Annotated in this window: 18 protein-coding genes; 3 read left to right on the top strand and 15 right to left on the bottom strand. The window is 32.9% G+C overall.

What is annotated here, in order from left to right:
• Window positions 1-340: 340 nt before the first annotated feature.
• From Q5O30_RS04695 to Q5O30_RS04680, 4 genes are all read right to left on the bottom strand, one after another.
• Window positions 341-799, bottom strand: coding sequence for a DUF1648 domain-containing protein (locus Q5O30_RS04695; protein WP_021952599.1), 459 nt, complete (start codon window positions 797-799; stop codon window positions 341-343).
• A gap of 191 nt (window positions 800-990) precedes the next feature.
• Complete coding sequence (locus Q5O30_RS04690; RefSeq protein WP_021952598.1) at window positions 991-2,205, bottom strand: DUF438 domain-containing protein; 1,215 nt, start codon at window positions 2,203-2,205, stop codon at window positions 991-993.
• A gap of 104 nt (window positions 2,206-2,309) precedes the next feature.
• Window positions 2,310-2,903 (bottom strand): accessory gene regulator B family protein, encoded by a 594-nt coding sequence (locus tag Q5O30_RS04685; RefSeq protein ID WP_021952597.1) that lies wholly within the window; start codon window positions 2,901-2,903, stop codon window positions 2,310-2,312.
• Complete coding sequence (locus Q5O30_RS04680; RefSeq protein ID WP_021952596.1) at window positions 2,903-3,055, bottom strand: cyclic lactone autoinducer peptide; 153 nt, start codon at window positions 3,053-3,055, stop codon at window positions 2,903-2,905. The genes Q5O30_RS04685 and Q5O30_RS04680 overlap by 1 nt, the downstream gene beginning before the upstream one ends.
• 240 nt (window positions 3,056-3,295) lie before the next feature.
• Between Q5O30_RS04680 and Q5O30_RS04675 the strand changes: the two genes are divergently transcribed.
• Together Q5O30_RS04675 and Q5O30_RS04670 are read left to right on the top strand one after the other, a co-directional pair.
• The gene (locus Q5O30_RS04675) at window positions 3,296-4,003 is read left to right on the top strand and encodes a LytTR family DNA-binding domain-containing protein (protein WP_021952595.1); all 708 of its coding nucleotides are present in this window, start codon (window positions 3,296-3,298) and stop codon (window positions 4,001-4,003) included.
• Between the two features lie 5 nt (window positions 4,004-4,008).
• Window positions 4,009-5,316, top strand: a complete 1,308-nt coding sequence (locus tag Q5O30_RS04670; RefSeq protein WP_021952594.1) for an ATP-binding protein — start codon at window positions 4,009-4,011, stop codon at window positions 5,314-5,316.
• Window positions 5,317-5,320: 4 nt separating this feature from the next.
• Here Q5O30_RS04670 and Q5O30_RS04665 read toward each other — a convergent pair whose 3' ends face one another.
• Window positions 5,321-5,791 (bottom strand): LURP-one-related/scramblase family protein, encoded by a 471-nt coding sequence (locus tag Q5O30_RS04665; protein ID WP_021952593.1) that lies wholly within the window; start codon window positions 5,789-5,791, stop codon window positions 5,321-5,323.
• Between the two features lie 203 nt (window positions 5,792-5,994).
• Here Q5O30_RS04665 and Q5O30_RS04660 point away from each other — a divergent pair, with 203 nt between their 5' ends.
• The gene (locus Q5O30_RS04660; protein WP_021952592.1) at window positions 5,995-7,368 is read left to right on the top strand and encodes a sodium-dependent transporter; all 1,374 of its coding nucleotides are present in this window, start codon (window positions 5,995-5,997) and stop codon (window positions 7,366-7,368) included.
• A gap of 72 nt (window positions 7,369-7,440) precedes the next feature.
• On the opposite strand, the gene Q5O30_RS04655 is transcribed toward Q5O30_RS04660, so the two are convergent.
• From Q5O30_RS04655 to Q5O30_RS04610, 10 genes are all read right to left on the bottom strand, one after another.
• Window positions 7,441-8,139: a DNA alkylation repair protein gene (locus Q5O30_RS04655; protein WP_021952591.1), complete on the bottom strand. Its 699-nt coding sequence runs from the start codon at window positions 8,137-8,139 to the stop codon at window positions 7,441-7,443.
• An 85-nt stretch (window positions 8,140-8,224) separates the two neighbouring features.
• On the bottom strand, window positions 8,225-8,989 hold the full coding sequence (locus Q5O30_RS04650) for an arginase family protein (protein WP_021952590.1): 765 nt from the start codon (window positions 8,987-8,989) through the stop codon (window positions 8,225-8,227).
• A 92-nt stretch (window positions 8,990-9,081) separates the two neighbouring features.
• The gene (locus tag Q5O30_RS04645; RefSeq protein ID WP_021952589.1) at window positions 9,082-9,990 is read right to left on the bottom strand and encodes a hypothetical protein; all 909 of its coding nucleotides are present in this window, start codon (window positions 9,988-9,990) and stop codon (window positions 9,082-9,084) included.
• Between the two features lie 66 nt (window positions 9,991-10,056).
• A complete protein-coding gene (locus tag Q5O30_RS04640; RefSeq protein WP_021952588.1) occupies window positions 10,057-10,530 on the bottom strand; it encodes a GNAT family N-acetyltransferase in 474 nt (157 codons plus the stop codon).
• Between the two features lie 16 nt (window positions 10,531-10,546).
• On the bottom strand, window positions 10,547-11,035 hold the full coding sequence (locus Q5O30_RS04635; protein ID WP_021952587.1) for a DUF6548 family protein: 489 nt from the start codon (window positions 11,033-11,035) through the stop codon (window positions 10,547-10,549).
• A 64-nt stretch (window positions 11,036-11,099) separates the two neighbouring features.
• The gene (locus tag Q5O30_RS04630; RefSeq protein WP_021952586.1) at window positions 11,100-11,390 is read right to left on the bottom strand and encodes a hypothetical protein; all 291 of its coding nucleotides are present in this window, start codon (window positions 11,388-11,390) and stop codon (window positions 11,100-11,102) included.
• A gap of 255 nt (window positions 11,391-11,645) precedes the next feature.
• Entirely contained in the window at window positions 11,646-12,140 is a 495-nt protein-coding gene (locus Q5O30_RS04625) for a class I SAM-dependent methyltransferase (protein WP_302674597.1), read from the bottom strand.
• 220 nt (window positions 12,141-12,360) lie between these two features.
• Window positions 12,361-12,585, bottom strand: coding sequence for an ADP-ribose pyrophosphatase (locus Q5O30_RS04620; protein ID WP_021952584.1), 225 nt, complete (start codon window positions 12,583-12,585; stop codon window positions 12,361-12,363).
• Window positions 12,586-12,627: 42 nt separating this feature from the next.
• A complete protein-coding gene (locus tag Q5O30_RS04615) occupies window positions 12,628-12,834 on the bottom strand; it encodes a hypothetical protein (protein WP_021952583.1) in 207 nt (68 codons plus the stop codon).
• A 470-nt stretch (window positions 12,835-13,304) separates the two neighbouring features.
• Window positions 13,305-15,929 (bottom strand): Ig-like domain-containing protein, encoded by a 2,625-nt coding sequence (locus Q5O30_RS04610; RefSeq protein ID WP_021952581.1) that lies wholly within the window; start codon window positions 15,927-15,929, stop codon window positions 13,305-13,307.
• Between the last annotated feature and the right edge of the window lie 311 nt (window positions 15,930-16,240).

Below are 16,240 nucleotides of genomic sequence, written 5' to 3'. Positions count from 1 at the left end.
TCCACTTAGTGTTGCATCTCCACTTAGTGTTGCATCTCCACTTAACGTCAAATTATTTGAATTAGCCATTACACATACATTCACTAGTAGCATTGATATCACAATAATAATAGTAACTGTTTTTTTGAAACTTTTTTTTAATTTTATCATTTTTCCTCCATGCATTTTTATTAAATTTTAAACAGATAATAAGTATACTTATTATCTCACTTACTGTCAATATTTTTTTCAAGAAATTTCATTTTATTGTTTAAAAAATATTTTATTGTCATGGTAAAATCAATATAATTCCTTTATTATTATATAAGCTGATTAACCAACACACTAATAACATAGATTTTTACTTATTCCTGATTGTATAAATAATCCCCGCTATAACAACCACAAACATTGCTACTATAACAGCCAATACCGGCCAGCCCGGAAGCCGATTATTTGAAGCTGAACTCAGTCCCCCATAAATGCATACACTAACTGCTAAAATTTTTATTGCTCCAATTATTTTAAGTCCACACCCATACAGACGTTCCTTATTTTCTTCAGTAACTTTAACCGGAAAATTCCATGCCTGTGGGAATTTTTCTATAAAAATAAACAGTCCCATAAGTAGTAATGCAATTATAGGTTCAACAATCAGGCTTGCCTTACTGCCATAATTATCAGGTTTTCCGGCAGCATTAAAATGAGTTGGAACCGTCCCTGGTATATTTTTCCATTCAACTATGATATATATTGCATAAGCTACAATCATCAGAAAACATATTACATTAATTATTAAATTTATCTTTCTTTCCCTCATTTGTTTCCTCCATGTCTAATATGTGTTGCCCCCTCCCTTCGGTCAGCGGCATTTCGTCGGAAACATTAACAAGAAATGAACTTCGTTCATTTGTTTCCTCTCATATAATATCTATACTATATCTTAGCATATGTTATTTAACAATGAAACAAAAACCGGAAGTGACATATGCCTCCTTCCGGTTTTACAAACTATTTAGCAAAGTGTTCTTTTGCAAATTCCATATCCTGAACCAATTCCATTGTTCCAAGATATTCATTATCTTTATTTCTTACCGCCATATAAGTTACTAACATGGTTTTTCCGTTTTTCTCCATCCACACAGGTACTTTGTCAAGCTTTCCTGCCCTGAACTCATCAATAATGCCCCTGACACGCTGTTCAATTTTCGGCGGATGGCAGGAAAATACCTCCCTTCCTATTGCCATTTTAGGACGCTTAAATACTTTCGGTCCATCATTAAAATATCTGTTAATATTTTCATCATCAATAAATGTTATTTCAAGAGGTATTGTATTAAGCATAGCCTCTACTTGCTGTAAAGTAAAGCTTCCTCCTGCCATAATTATTTTTTCTTCACTAAATGCAGTTTTCTCTTCTTTAACTGACTTTTCTCCGTCTTTCCATATTTTACCGGTTACTCCAAAGCATTCCGGATAATCCTTTGAATCCACATAAATTCCATGCCATTCTTCCTCAGTAAAATTTAACGCACAATTAGGAAAGAGTATGTTTGCCTCCTTATAAATCATCTCTTCTGCCCTTGTCAAAAGTGCTTCAAATTTCTTTATCCATTTTTCATCACCTGTATTTGATTGTGCTAATACTGATAATTCATCCCTTATTTCATCATCTACAGTCCACATTACATCTGATGGGCCACTGATTTCATATTTAACTTTCAAATGTGGATAAAGCAAGTCCCCTTTTTTAGCATAGTGAATTGAAAGTTGTCTAAGTTCCTGCAATAAATCGGAATTAATTTTTCCTGTTTTTATTTTATCCCTACATTCATCAATAATTTTTTGTAACTTTTCATTTTCCTCAGTAAATGTTTCAAGCGGATGCCCCGGAATTGCAATTAATTCTGCTGCCGCCGCCATTCTCTGATTTTTCATTGATTCCCCTACAGCCTTTTCTGTATTGGCAATTCTTTCTTCTCTTGTTTTTCCATGAAACAATGCTGAATGAACATCGCATAATTTCTGCACTTCCTCTAACGGTGTTCCATCTCTTAATAATCTTTGTTCAGCAAGCATTATTTCAGAAGCATTCACTTCCTTAAATTCCTTTACAAAGTCCGCCCTGACACTTTCTAAACTTTCCCCTTTATTTAACCTTATTAAATATTCTTTAATTCTCTCTGTGGATTTGCTTATACCTGATTTTTCATTAATTCTGCTCATATATATTAACTTCCTTTCCTGTATTAGTTTAAATTATTTATCTTTAATATATACTATCAGCAGAAAAAAATCCGTTGTTTTAGCAACGGATTTTTTAGTATTTTTCAATTATAACTTTCCCCCAATTTTTCTTTACTCTTTAGTTTTAGCAATATACAAGGTATTTGCAAACTTGCCGGTAACATAATTCCTTCTGCTATGCAAATAGCATATGTTATATTATCTGTAAGTAAACATACACAATAGAGTCCCCCAAACACTAATGATATGGCAACTGTAACTTTTTTGTACCTTACAATCTCCCCTTCATCCAGCTTTCTGCTTTCTGAATCAATAGGGCTTAATATAATCAGGCTGGTTACAGCTAACACTACACAAATATTAAGTACAAAAATATATTTAATATTTGTAACCATGTAAACACACATAAATAATACGCTGCATGAACAAAGGATGCATACCCAAACATGCTTAGCGTGGAATCCACCACTAAATTTTCTGACACACATAAATGGTATTATGATTATAATGCTTTCCAATACCCTGTCCATCATAATTCCAAATGTCAAAATTATTGCTAATGGCGCTATTAAAAAAATCAAGCTATATACTGCATACTCATATAGTTCCCGATCCATCTCATCTATTGCCCCGCAGCGTATTAACCATGTGGCCACATGCTTTGATAAGTATTTCATTATTTTTCACCTCTAAAGCGTTCTAACTCTTTTGGAGCCTTTGGCTGATAAATCAATGCACATGATGTAGAATTAGCATCAACTTTAAGCATTCTGTTAAGTGTTTTTTCAACAAGCTTTGCTGATGGCTTTACCATATTCTTTCTTTCCATATCTAATTCCCCCTTTCCTGAATTATGGAGTTATAATACATTATTTTTTTCAAAAAATCGATACCCTAAGCACGAAAAGACATTTTTTACCACTTTTTGGTAGTTTTAAACTCTTTACAGGGTTTAGCACCCTACCAAAAAAGGTCGAATTTTGTCTTTTTATGCTTGTTATATGTCCTTTATCATTTTTTTATAGTATAATGTTTTCAGTTTTATAATTTGTGATAAAGGGGGGTTACCATGCGTATTTTAATATGTGATGATGACTTAGAAATTGCAGAACAATTAAATGATACATTAAATCTTTTTTTCCAAAATAATTCCCTAAAGCTTCCAGAAATTGTTATATATGATAACGGAGAGGACTTGCTGGCAGACTCAATGGATAAAGATATTGTTTTTCTCGATATTGAAATGCCGGGGCTTAACGGAATATACGTTGGAAATGAATTAAAAAACAAAAATCCCAACATAATTATTTTTATTGTAACTTCTTACTCGGAATATTTAGATGATGCCATGCGTTTTCACGTGTTCCGCTATCTTTCAAAACCTGTTGACCCTAACCGATTATTCAGAAACCTGAAAGATGCCATTGAGTTATACAATACAACTGTCACCAAAATTCCAATTGAAACAAAAAACGGAGTTTATACGGTACCCGCATCAGACATTGTATTTGCAGAAACTCACGGTCACAAAACCATTATTCATACACTAAAACAGGATTACGAGTCAATACATAGCATGAGACATTGGTTAGAAGTATTAAAAATGCCCTGCTTTTTTGCTTCCCATCGAAGCTTTATTGTAAATCTGAAGTATGTATCTAATTTTGACCATACTTTAATTCACTTGTGTAATGACCGCTTTAAGGCATATTTAACCCGAAGGAAATACACCGGATTTAAGGATGCATATTTACTATATTTAGAAAGTACGAGGTAACCACATTGGCTGTAACAGTTCTTTACATATTTGTATATATTATAGAAGCAATTATTTTAGGATGGTATTGCAATCACCTATTTAATCCTAAATATTCAAAGAAGGTGGAATGTCTCTTTATTGCTATGGGATATGCCTGTCTTTTCTTAATTTCCCTTGCAATGATTTTCTATATTAATATTGCATTATTCGTACTTATAAACTTTATTTTAATTTTCTTCCTTTATGATGCTAAATGGCACTCTGCATTATTTAATGCCTTAACACTGACCTGTATTATGACTCTTAGTGAGGTAGTTATTTTACAGTTAAAATCCCTTATCAGCATAGACTTTCTCTACTCTGATTCCCATATAGTGTATTTGTGTGTTGTTGCCCTTTTATGTAAAATAACATACTTTATTATGCTCAGACTTATAGTTGTATTTATGCACGGCTCAAAAGAAAGAAATGACTCATTTAGTATCCCCACTGCATTACTTAACGTCATTCCTCTTATTTCGCTTTATATAATATCAACCTTAGTTGCCATTATTCTTAGTAAAAATATGCCTGAGCATTTTAAATATATGCTGTTTTCCTGTACGTTTCTTCTATTGGGAATTAATATTTTAATCTTTTATATTTATCACTATACAATTGACAAAAGCAGTGAATCCACCCAGCTTCAAATTCAGCTGCAAAAAGAATATGATATGACAGAATATTATAAATCATTATTTAATCAAAATGAAAATCAACAAATTCTGATTCACGATATAAAAAATCATTTACAGACAATAAACCGCCTTAACGATGAGAATAATAGAGAAAAAATAAGCCGATACCTTGAAAGTCTGTTAAATTCATCAGACCTGAAAGACTCGGTTCATGTGTCAGATAATGAAGTTCTTAACTCCATATTATGTCATTATATGAAAATCTGTCGCGATAAGCATATTTCTTTTAAAGTTGATATAAGGAAAAAATTATTACAAAATTTAAAATATGAAGAATTAACTTCTCTCTTTTGTAACCTTTTAGATAATGCCGTAGAGGCATGCAGTGACATACCGGATTCGTATATAGAAATGAGCGTAAGCTTTGAGCCAAACTCATCTCTCACTGTAATCAACATTATTAACACATGTAGGGTTGTTCCTACTTTTGATAAAAACGGGCGACCTGTTACCACCAAGAAGGGGTCTAAAAATCACGGTTTTGGTGTCAAAAGCATTAACCGTGTAATAGACCGTTACAATGGAAATATTAAAATGTATTTCGACGAAAGTAAAATGGCTTTCCACACCATTATTACCATAAAAGAATCCTAACCTTTTAATTTCTTGAACACTTTTCTGCGTCGATTGCCAATACAAACATCAAAACATGTAGTGCATCCTGTGGATTTACAATATCAAGTACATATGTATCGGATAATTTAAATAGTTCTTTAGAAACGGTTGCCACAGTGCCTCCGTTTCTATCGGTTATTGTGTAATCCCATTCCATGTGGTTTCCTTCCACATGCCAACCGTTAAAATCAATATCATACTTTGGTTTGAAAAATGTCATTTCTTTACTTATACTGCCAATCTTGTTTTCCCCTTCATATATATCAAAAATCGGAAGCCACGTTAAAACCCGCTCCTTTAATGTTCCTATTTCATTATTTGCTGCATCATAAATTTTCAGACGGTGTCCAAAAGATATTTGTCCCTTTACGATATAAACTGTATTTCCCTTTTCATCATATATGTCATAGGAATCAATCCACGAAAAAATTCTCTGTTTAAACAATAATTTCATTTTTTCTCTCCATTTTCTATATTTTTCAACCTACTGATTATAACATATTTTTACAATATTTTATACTTATCCTATCCTTGATATTTTTTTCACATTGTATTGATGTTTCTTTTGATTTTCTCCGGGCAAATTTATTGTGTTTTTCTCTTCTATATGTTATGCTCATTGAATACGTTGCGAATAATTATGAGAGGTAAAATTATATGAAAGAACATAATGAAAAAAGAAGTTCCTTCTCCGGCAGACTGGGTTTTGTATTGTCGGCAGCCGGGGCTTCCGTAGGACTGGGAAATATTTGGAGATTCCCCTATTTAGCGGCAAAATATGGTGGTGGAATCTTCCTTTTAATTTATATTATTCTGGCTCTTACCTTTGGTTACACAATGATTGTTGCTGAAACATCTATTGGACGAATGACTAAAAAAAGTCCTGTAGGTGCTTTTAAATTTTTCAGCAAATCCCCTTTTTCAAAATTTGGAGGATGGATTAATGCTATTATCCCTATATTGATTGTTCCCTACTATTCAGTTATCGGTGGCTGGGTAATTAAATATCTGGCTGAATATATTGTAGGTGACAGCAAACTTTTAGCGGGAGACAGTTATTTTACGGATTTTATTTCCGGTGGATTTTCAGCTGAAATATGCTTTATTATATTTACATTGCTGACACTGATTGTTATATATGCCGGGGTTAGAAATGGCATTGAACGTGTTTCAAAATTTATGATGCCTATATTAATTGTTTTATCAATTATAATTGCCGTTTACTCTGTAACCCGTCCCGGTGCATTAGCAGGAGTGAAGTATTTCCTTGTTCCAAACTTTAAGAACTTTTCATGGATGACCGTTGTTGCTGCAATGGGACAGATGTTTTATTCTTTATCAATTGCCATGGGTATCTTAATTACATTTGGTTCATACATGAAAAGGGATGTTTCAATTGAAAACTCTACCAGAAATGTAGAATTTTTTGACACAGCTATAGCAATTATGGCAGGTCTTATGATTATTCCTGCGGTGTTTGCGTTTTCAGGCGGTGACCCGGATGCCCTACAGTCAGGGCCGTCACTTATGTTTATAACACTTCCAAAAATGTTTGACAGTATGGGGTTAAGCACCGTTGTAGGAATACTGTTTTTTACCTTAGTGCTGTTTGCCGCTCTGACAAGCTCCATTGCTTTAACGGAAAGTGCCGTTTCTACTTTTGAAGATGAATTTGGCTGGCACAGAAAAAAATCAACTGTTATACTTGGCTTCATTATGATTGCTCTTGGAAGCCTTTCATGTTTCGGTTATGGTCCACTATCATGGGTTAAAATTGTCGGAATGCAGTTTTTGGATTTCTTTGACTTTTTAACTAACTCTGTGATGATGCCTATTGCTGCATTTGCTACATGTATTCTTGTATCAAAGGTTATTGGATTAAAAACCGTAGAAGCCGAAGTTCTTCGTGGCGAAAGCACTTTCAGACGTAGAAAAATATTTAATTTTATGATTAAATATCTTTGCCCGATATTTGCAGTAATTATACTTTTAAGTTCCATTGCCAACGCATTTGGATGGATAAAAATTTAGAGATACGTAAAAACGATGCTACTTTGATTCCATTTAAATCAAAGTAGCATCGTTTTACTTACTTTGCTAATTTTACTTTATTTTCAAAGTTCTTAAATACCCCTTTTGTTCTGGTGTTATTCTATAACTTTCTATTGATTTTTGTATTGCCTTATTGTGTGTCCATACATCTAAACGCTTTTCTTTAATGAAGGGAATTATGCTGTCATATTGCTTTGCCAGAGCCGTGGCAAAATACCAGGCCCTCATCATATTGACGTAATATTCATTAGATGAAACCTCAGCTACTTTTTGTGGATACCCCAACTTAAATTCATCTTCTAAATAATGTTTCATAAGCATGCTTATACCAAATCTTATAGTGTATGTATTATCTGAATCTATAAATCCATATACTTCTTTAATGAATATATCCAAATGCTTCTTAGCTACTTTTGCCCCAAACATATCACAAGTTGCCCAATTATCTATAAATGGTAGAAATTGCTTCACTTTTTCAATATATCTCTCATAGTCCTTCATTTGTTCTAATAAAAGTCCATGAAGATTATTTTCCTCATAATATTTATGTGGCAAAATCTTCAAAAACTCCTTGGATTCTCCTGTTTTTCCAAACTCTTTGGCAAATTTTCTAAGAGCAGGAATCCGAACTCCAATAATCTTTTCCTTATCCATTGTTGGAATCAGTTTGGCATGGAAATCACGATATTTTAAGTCCTGCATTTCAAAAAGTTTGTTTTGCACTTTGTCTATGACTGTTTTTTTATTCATAAATAAAATCCTTTCATTTTCATAAACAGAAATCTACTACCTTTAGGTTGTAAGTAGTTGACATTGTTAAGTCCCTTGTCTAATATTACAAATCCTTTCTGTATTTCTTTATGTATTCAAATAATTGTATATTAGTTTTTGAGTTTTTTTCTTCCGCCTCTATATATTCCGGAAAGGGCAATCCCACCTGACATTCACCACATATGTCAATTCCCAGTATTTTTTTATCCTTAAGGAAAAATTCTAACAAATGATCCAGCATTCCAAGAGGCATATGCCCCTGACTCCAATTAGTTTCGATGTAGCGCCTATCCAAAATATCCTTATCTATGGAAATGTAAAATGGCACATCTGTTATAATATCTTCAAGCTTTTCCTTTCCGGTTCCGTTTCGCAATTCTTCTACAGAAAAAGTCACCAGTTTTTCCTTATTTGTAACATCAATTTGACTAATATCTTCATTAGTGGCACCTACTAAAATCAGCTGAACCAAATTTTTATTTTCCATAATAACCTGCGCTGCCCAGTCGCCACAACTGGTCATGCCTTCTATTAGCGGCTTTTGCATATCCGTATGATGGTCGTACAAAACCAGTGAAAACTTAGAATCTATCCTATCTGTCAGTATTTTTGTCACATAATGATAATTACCTGAATCAATAAAATGGATTCCACAAATTCCATATTTTTCGGTTCTTTTTTTAATCTCCTCCCGTGCCAAACCAGAGCAATATAAATCACAGCCTGCTATGTCTGAGCAGTCAATCCAGTTGATATCATCAATTTTTTCTATATCTTCATCTTTATAAACATGTGTAAAATCCAAAATGTAATTTTGACTTTTTATCATTCTTACATCTCCTCTNNNNTTATCATTCTTACATCTCCTCTTGTAATACAATATTGCCCCTCGTTTCAATGATTGGCTAATTGTCGCTGTATTTAAAACAAATCCAACATATTATCTAAATATATTTTTTCTCTTACATGAATCTGATATTCAGGTTTTGTCATGTAATATAGTAAAAATTCAAGAATTAGTGCACTTCCAAGACTTCGCCCTTCAATTTTAAAATTTGAAAATCCCATTGGCATATAGACATTTTTTATATCATCAATTCCAATAAATCCCGGATTCTCCATTGCTTTAGAAAAACGGTATCCATATTTTGATTCAGGAGATTTGCAGTAATGCTCATAACCGGATTCTCCTAAATTCTTCCTGCTAACAGCTTCGTAACAACTTTCCCTGTCTTTGCAATCAAACCAACAACATTCATTGCAAAGAAATTCCACCTTATCCTTCTGTTTTTCTGACAGTAAATCAAATCTGTCAATTGCCTTATTTAAGCGGAAATCAGGCACAACATAAAGAAAATCCTCTCTATTTACTTCCCTTAAAAATTCGTCAAAATCCGTCAACACCTTGGTGGTGGACGAAACAAAATAGAAATTGGGGTATTTTTCCTGTATGTAATGTAGTAATAAATCTGAGTGAACTATAACACCATTTGGCACTTGTTCCCCCTTCTCAAATTGAGCACAAAGCTTATTGCACCTGTAATCGGAAAGATGTTTTTCCTGAAGTAATGAATTGCTAAAAGTCAAACGTGCCGATATTCCATATTCCTGGGTTAACCTCAATACTTCTCCCGGATTTGCATCTCCGAATCCTGCCCGTCCTCCACCCCAAAGGCAATCTGCCGGTGCACCGTATATTGAGCCTATGTCACACCAATCATAAAAATATTCTCTATGTTCCCGAAATAGCGGTAAAAATACTCGATATAGTTCATAAAATTCAAACAATCCCGGCAGGTGATAATACGCTATGTCCTTTTTTGTACCCACATTTCTACCTCTTTTACTTTTTTAAACTTACCCAAACTATAAAATCACCAATTGTACTTCTCTTATTTAATCATCAAAATTTATTAGTTCCATTTCATTGTCCATTTTTACAAAACCGTACTTTTTATATAATAGCCTCCCCATGTCTGTTGCTTCAAGCAAAATGTCCTGTATTCCCCTAGACTTTGCTTCCTTAACAAGTAGATCAAGTGTTTTTTTTGCAATACCCTTTCTTCTATATTCAGGTTTCGTGTACATATTCATTATATATGCCTTTCTCCCATCTTGATTATGATAGGTTGGCATTACTCTATAATAACTAACTCCTCCCGTTCCAACTAAAATTTCGCCATCAAACACCAGATATGCTGTATGTGAACCATCTTTTAATGCTTCCCTATAGTATTCGTATGACTTTTCTTTAACATTTTCCATGTTAGTATTTTCAGGCAATTTATTAGCTGCTATTAATACCTGAACACGTGATTTAGTTAAAATTTCAATATCCTTTATTGTAGCCTTTTTATATACTAATTCCATATTTTCATTTCCTATCTCATAAATTACCAAGTAACCGTGACATTATCATCAATAAAACTACTATAATAACAATGAATATTCCCACCGCCAGCCTTGTATATCCTCTATTTTTATTAGTGGTTTTCCTGTTATTTATGTATGGATTTGGTTTTATTTCACTTTGCTTAACTGTACGTTTTTTTATTTCATTTTGTCTTTGGTATATTATTGAAAATGGGTCTTTTTGTTGCATAATTCTTTGATAAAAATCTTTTACATACTTAATATCATTTTCACTGCATTCTGAACCACCATTATTATGTGCAATATTATTTCTAACCCATCTGACGTGTTTAAGCATTTTGTAATCATAATCCCATGAGTGAACATAGTATCTTCCCCTGCCAGATGTCTTTTCCATCTCACATATGTACTGTGTCACACCTTGATTGCTGTTTAACACATCCTTGCATAAACTGTCCAATTCCTTGTATTTTTCAAAAAATTTATTTTCTATATCATTCATATCGTAAGCTCCTAAACTAAATTGAAAAATAGTCCCACAATATAATTAACTATCTGTTTTTAATTTAACCTTGAAGTCCATTTGATTGTCTAATCATATCTTCAACAACAATATCGTAGATTTCTCCTACCTGATTACAATACTCCAAAATTTTCCATGGTTCATTTGTATGAAAATGTATTTTCACCAAATCTTCATCCCCGGCAGCAATCAGACTATTTCCTTCAAAATGCTCTGTTATGTAATCCGCAATTTCATCCTCGTCTAAATCCTCATCACGTCTGTCAATTAATAATTGTGTGTCATAACGATATGCAAACTGATCATCCTCTGCATCTATTGAATTAATTCCCATCTTTTTAACCTCCATAAGCTTTATATAATTTTAAATAATGAAACTATTGTTTTGCCAACACCATCTGCCTTTTAATATACCATAACATTAGGTTAATCGCCATTTTTTTATAGTATTATAATTTTTTCCGTACAAAAATGCCACCAGGATTTTAATCTTAGTGGCGTTTTGCATTTTATTTAATTTACTTAATTTTCCACTCTGCCGAAGCTGTCTGCAAGTTTACAAGCTTTGCGTAAAGTCCGTTATTTTTCATTATTTTCCAATGTAGTTTTCAATATATTTTAATTGAATACTTGTCCATATTTCTTCTCTTTGCTCAGACGGATAATGCTTTTCAATTTTCTCCTGAATCTGCTCCTGATTCTCTTTTGACCTTTGCTCTAATTCAGACACAAAAAACTGTTTCATCCAATTTTCCAATCCCTGTTTTTCGTCTTTTAATACGGTAGGTCTGTCGTATGCATATACCCTATCAATTCTAAAATCATTATCTTTTAAAGCCCTATGTATATTTTTTAGCAACAAATCATGATTTTCTATCCAATGAAACACGGCATCTGAAAAAACAACATCAAATTCATTTTCAAAGGGTAAATTAAGAGCATCACCCACAATAAATTCAATATTATTAAATTTGCTTCTCGCCTTTTCTATCATATCATAAGAGCTGTCAACACCTATAACCGTCCCTGCGAAATTAGTTAATTGCGTAGTAAGTGTACCTGTGCCACATCCTAAATCTAATATTTTTGATTCGGATTTTCAGGTACAACATCCAGCAATCCCTTCCCATATTCAGCTACGAAATCGTGCTTTTTGTCATATAAATTTGAATTCCATTTCATGCTTATTCTCCTAGATGGTAGTTAGTATTCTTATATATCAAAAAATTTTTATAATTTACCAACTGTTAAAGAGCTTACTTGCCACTCTCTTAAAGACAGATATTTAACGGTTAAATATTTTATTATAAATTTCTTTTCAACTTTTCAATAAGTGTAATATCCGCAGGCAGCCACTGAACATCATCTAACTTTTCTCTTGTTAGCCACCTTGCATCCTCATGTTCTTTAAGCACAAGTTTTCCTGATATAATCTCACTCCAAAAGCAATCCATTGAAAGATGAAATGTTCCATTTATATATGCCACTTCCACCCCCTGCTCAATGTTCTTAATTAATTCTTCTCTCACCAATTTTTCTCCTTGTCTTAGTCAGTTATCATAATCTCCATCTTAATCAAGACCTACATTTCCTTCGACCTCTAAAGGCCACTCATCGCCTTCATCTAAATTATTATCCCTCAACCACTGATCTTCCACCGATAGAATGACTTTTTCGTCATTATTATTAACTATTGTAACTAATACCTTCGGCTTTTGATTACCGATTCTTTCCTCACATCCATATTCACCATCAAATATATGTTTTATCTTCCACATACTTTTCTAACTCTCCATTTAATCATTATTTTAATTAAAGCCCGTCCCTGTTACATTTGAAATAATAATATCACGTTTTTCCCCAATATACTACATGACAATCTTTAACCCTTTATCCTATTTTTCCGGCTTTAACGGACCATAGAAGCAAGATGTTGTTGCCAATGCCGCATCTTCCTCCTGTGTAAGCTGATGCATTCTCAAGCCTGACTGACTTGAAATAGTCACCCCACAACCACCTTTGGTACTTACCTTCCCATCTAGTATGTGCTAAACTGTTTTTGTCCATTTGGATACCTCCTTTGATTTTTTGTATGGTTGGCGAACCTATACTTATTATATCAAAGGAGGTTTTTACTTGAAGCTAAAGCTCACTGGGAACACCCCTGCATAGCAGGGGGGGTATTGGTTTTAAACCAAAAATACCACCTGTCAACTAATTGTGTTGAAAGGTGGCATCCTTTAAATTACTATTTAACTTTTATTATTATTGTAACTTTCTTCTGCTTGTAGTTCTTAGTTGCCTTTAAAGTTACTGTTAATTTAACTTTTCCCTTTTTAAGAGCTACTAACTTACCGTTCTTGATTTTTGCAATCTTCTTGTTAGATACTTTGTATGTAACTTTTCCATGACCTTTGTTAGCTGTTATTTTAATTTTAGCCTTTGCACCAACCTTCATTTTCTTCTTAGGTAATTTAATTTTTAAACTCTGGTTAGCCTTTGCTATTGTAAACTTAGTTGTTAAGCTTCCTGTGTAGTTGCCCTTAAAAGTAACTTTCACATCATATGTTCCTGCATCTTTTCTGCCATTAGCATATGAAATATCATAATTAGCAGAATCAACTGTTTTGCCATCTGCACTTGTAACAGTAACTGTTGGTGTCTTAACCTTGCCATCATAAACAAAATTGCTATTATTTAAAACTACCTTTGTTGGATGTGAAATAATCTGTGCAGCTTTTACATCTCCACAACGGCTACATTTATCAATTATCTTTCCATCCTTAGATGTGCTAGCTTTTTCAATTGTGCTGTCATACTTATGGTCCCCGGCTTTTTTTACAACAATATGACAAACTGCTTTTTTGCCATTTTTAGTTGTTACTGTAATATCACATTCGCCTTCTTTTAAAGCTTCAATATTCATAACATTACCTACATATCCAAGTGATACAATGCTAGTGTCTGAAACTTTCCAATCAACACTTGTAAATGTAGCATTATCAGGATTTATAGTGTACTTAACAGCTTTCTTTACACCTTCTTCAATTTCAATGTAATTAGAATCTAAATTAATGCTGTCTATATCAACGGGTTCCTCATTTTCTACTTTAATACTATATTCTGTTTCTTTATCAGAAGTGTTATTAAGATTAATGTAATATGTTCCTTTTTTAAGATAAATCTTGTAAGTAACATAATCTACTTTAGGTTCATTATTCTCATTGTATGTTACTTTTGATTTTTTAATACTATCAGTAGATATATTATTTAAATCATTATCATATATTGAAAATTCTTTTACATCTTCTGATACTTTTGTATCTGTGAAGTTATATACCTTATCTTCTGTGGCAACAAATTTGTATGTTGTGTCACTTGAAGCACTTAACTTTCCTTCTGCGCTTTCACCTAATTTTTTTGCGTTCTCAATATTAAGAGTATTAGTAACTATTTTGTAATTAACTCCACTATCTAGCGTGTAATTTGAAAATCGCAAATAGTATGTCTTTCCTGCTTCTAATTTTACTGTTGTATAAATTGAACCGGTAAGCTTAATGTCATTTATTTCTCTTTGTCCTTCAACTTCTGAAAGGTCTTCATTTAAAAATCTTAGTAAAGTACTATATTCTTTTTCTTTATTGAAACCAGTTACCTTATATACATAATTTGTAGTTGTTGGAACTGTTACTTTGTAAAGTCTGTTACTTGGATACCAAGCTTTTCCATCAAATCTTTTCGTTCCTTTTCCTATTGTACCTGAACAAGGTGTTTCAAGAGTATTTACACCAGTCCATAAATTATCATAGAAACCAACCCGTACGCTATTTTCACCTGCTGCAATAGGCACATAAAGTGTATATTCCTTTCCTGCTTCTAATACTGGTGTTACCAATCTAATTTTGCCATCTACATCATACATCATATTTTTCCATGTTTCATCAGTTCTTCCAATTTGTGGAACTCTATCACCATTGTCAGAAACTGTAAAAAGATATGACTGTGTTTTTTTAGGTATAAAATGATAATAGAAATAATCTCCTATTTCATTCCAATTTAACGTTTTTTCACTATTTAATTCTATGCTTAAATTTGTTCTCGATAATGTATACTCATATGCATTGTTAACTGAAAAGTTTGCCAAAACAAGATAATAAGTTTTTCCTGCTTCTAAGTTGGCAAATGCACATGCATCACTACTGCCCCCCCAGTTAGGTACACTGTCCTGATTACTATGCCAATATCCATCTTCATCATAAATATCCACATCAAAATCATAGTCGTCATCTGCAATACCTGTAGGGTTTAATCCTGATACTCTGTATTCGTATGCTCCATCTTCCGGAACTGTTATTTTATAAATTTTAGCGCGTGAATAATCTGTTCCATCCTCAGTATATCCTTTTTTCATTATGCCTGTTGCAGCATTGTCAATTTCTTCTGCTCCATGCCAGATATCATCGTAGAAGCCAAACTGAATTTCTGTTTCACCTTCACGTGATGTAAAATAAATATCATATTTTGTTCCTGCTTCTAACACAGGTGTCTGAAGATACATCTTTCCATCTACTGTTGAATAATAACTAAACCAACTTAACTTGTCATCTCCCTGATATAAACCTGGTAATCTGTCGTCATTATCTGTTAACACAAATAAATATCTCTTGTTTTCTGTTGGTGTGAAATAGTAATCAACTTCATCACCATTCTTTTCCCAATTAATTGTAACTTCTTTGTTAAGTTCAATGTCTTCCTGTGTGCCAGTTAATTCCGCCTGTGTTGCTATGTCTGCCCAAACAGGTGCATTCCATACAACTGCCATTGCGGCAATAACAAAACACACAGTTAAAATCTGTTTGATTTTGTTTCTCATATTCTCCATCCTTTCTTCTTTCGTTTTTTAATAACACCTTTGCCTATTTTACCACTTTTTTTCTAAATATTCATTGAAAAAATTTATTTTCTAATGAATATTTATTTTCTAAAAAAACAACTTTTACTCTTTTTTACCAGTATTTATTGCATGAATATCTATTCTTGTTTAGTGCTAGCATATAAATAGTACAAAACAAAATGAGATATTCCCCCTGAAAATATTATATAATACCAAAAGGAGGTACTCATTATGCCAAGAAAACAACATACCAAGCAATTTAAACTGGATGCCATTAACTATCGCAAGGA

Source organism: Eubacterium sp. CAG:161 (assembly GCF_000432355.1).
Classification (GTDB): Bacteria; Bacillota; Clostridia; order Lachnospirales; family Lachnospiraceae; genus Eubacterium_G; species Eubacterium_G segne.
The sequence above is the reverse complement of the archived record's forward strand: the minus strand, read 5'-3'. Positions and strand labels throughout refer to the sequence as shown.

Coding starts and splice junctions, on each gene's coding strand:
- Q5O30_RS04685 (WP_021952597.1), bottom strand. CDS start 2,903: ATGAAATACTTATCAAAGCATGTGGCCACATGGTTAATACGCTGCGGG.
- Q5O30_RS04695 (WP_021952599.1), bottom strand. CDS start 799: ATGAGGGAAAGAAAGATAAATTTAATAATTAATGTAATATGTTTTCTG.
- Q5O30_RS04610 (WP_021952581.1), bottom strand. CDS start 15,929: ATGAGAAACAAAATCAAACAGATTTTAACTGTGTGTTTTGTTATTGCC.
- Q5O30_RS04630 (WP_021952586.1), bottom strand. CDS start 11,390: ATGGGAATTAATTCAATAGATGCAGAGGATGATCAGTTTGCATATCGT.
- Q5O30_RS04675 (WP_021952595.1), top strand. CDS start 3,296: ATGCGTATTTTAATATGTGATGATGACTTAGAAATTGCAGAACAATTA.
- Q5O30_RS04665 (WP_021952593.1), bottom strand. CDS start 5,791: ATGAAATTATTGTTTAAACAGAGAATTTTTTCGTGGATTGATTCCTAT.
- Q5O30_RS04650 (WP_021952590.1), bottom strand. CDS start 8,989: ATGATAAAAAGTCAAAATTACATTTTGGATTTTACACATGTTTATAAA.
- Q5O30_RS04640 (WP_021952588.1), bottom strand. CDS start 10,530: ATGGAATTAGTATATAAAAAGGCTACAATAAAGGATATTGAAATTTTA.
- Q5O30_RS04680 (WP_021952596.1), bottom strand. CDS start 3,055: ATGGAAAGAAAGAATATGGTAAAGCCATCAGCAAAGCTTGTTGAAAAA.
- Q5O30_RS04660 (WP_021952592.1), top strand. CDS start 5,995: ATGAAAGAACATAATGAAAAAAGAAGTTCCTTCTCCGGCAGACTGGGT.
- Q5O30_RS04655 (WP_021952591.1), bottom strand. CDS start 8,139: ATGAATAAAAAAACAGTCATAGACAAAGTGCAAAACAAACTTTTTGAA.
- Q5O30_RS04635 (WP_021952587.1), bottom strand. CDS start 11,035: ATGAATGATATAGAAAATAAATTTTTTGAAAAATACAAGGAATTGGAC.
- Q5O30_RS04615 (WP_021952583.1), bottom strand. CDS start 12,834: ATGTGGAAGATAAAACATATATTTGATGGTGAATATGGATGTGAGGAA.
- Q5O30_RS04690 (WP_021952598.1), bottom strand. CDS start 2,205: ATGAGCAGAATTAATGAAAAATCAGGTATAAGCAAATCCACAGAGAGA.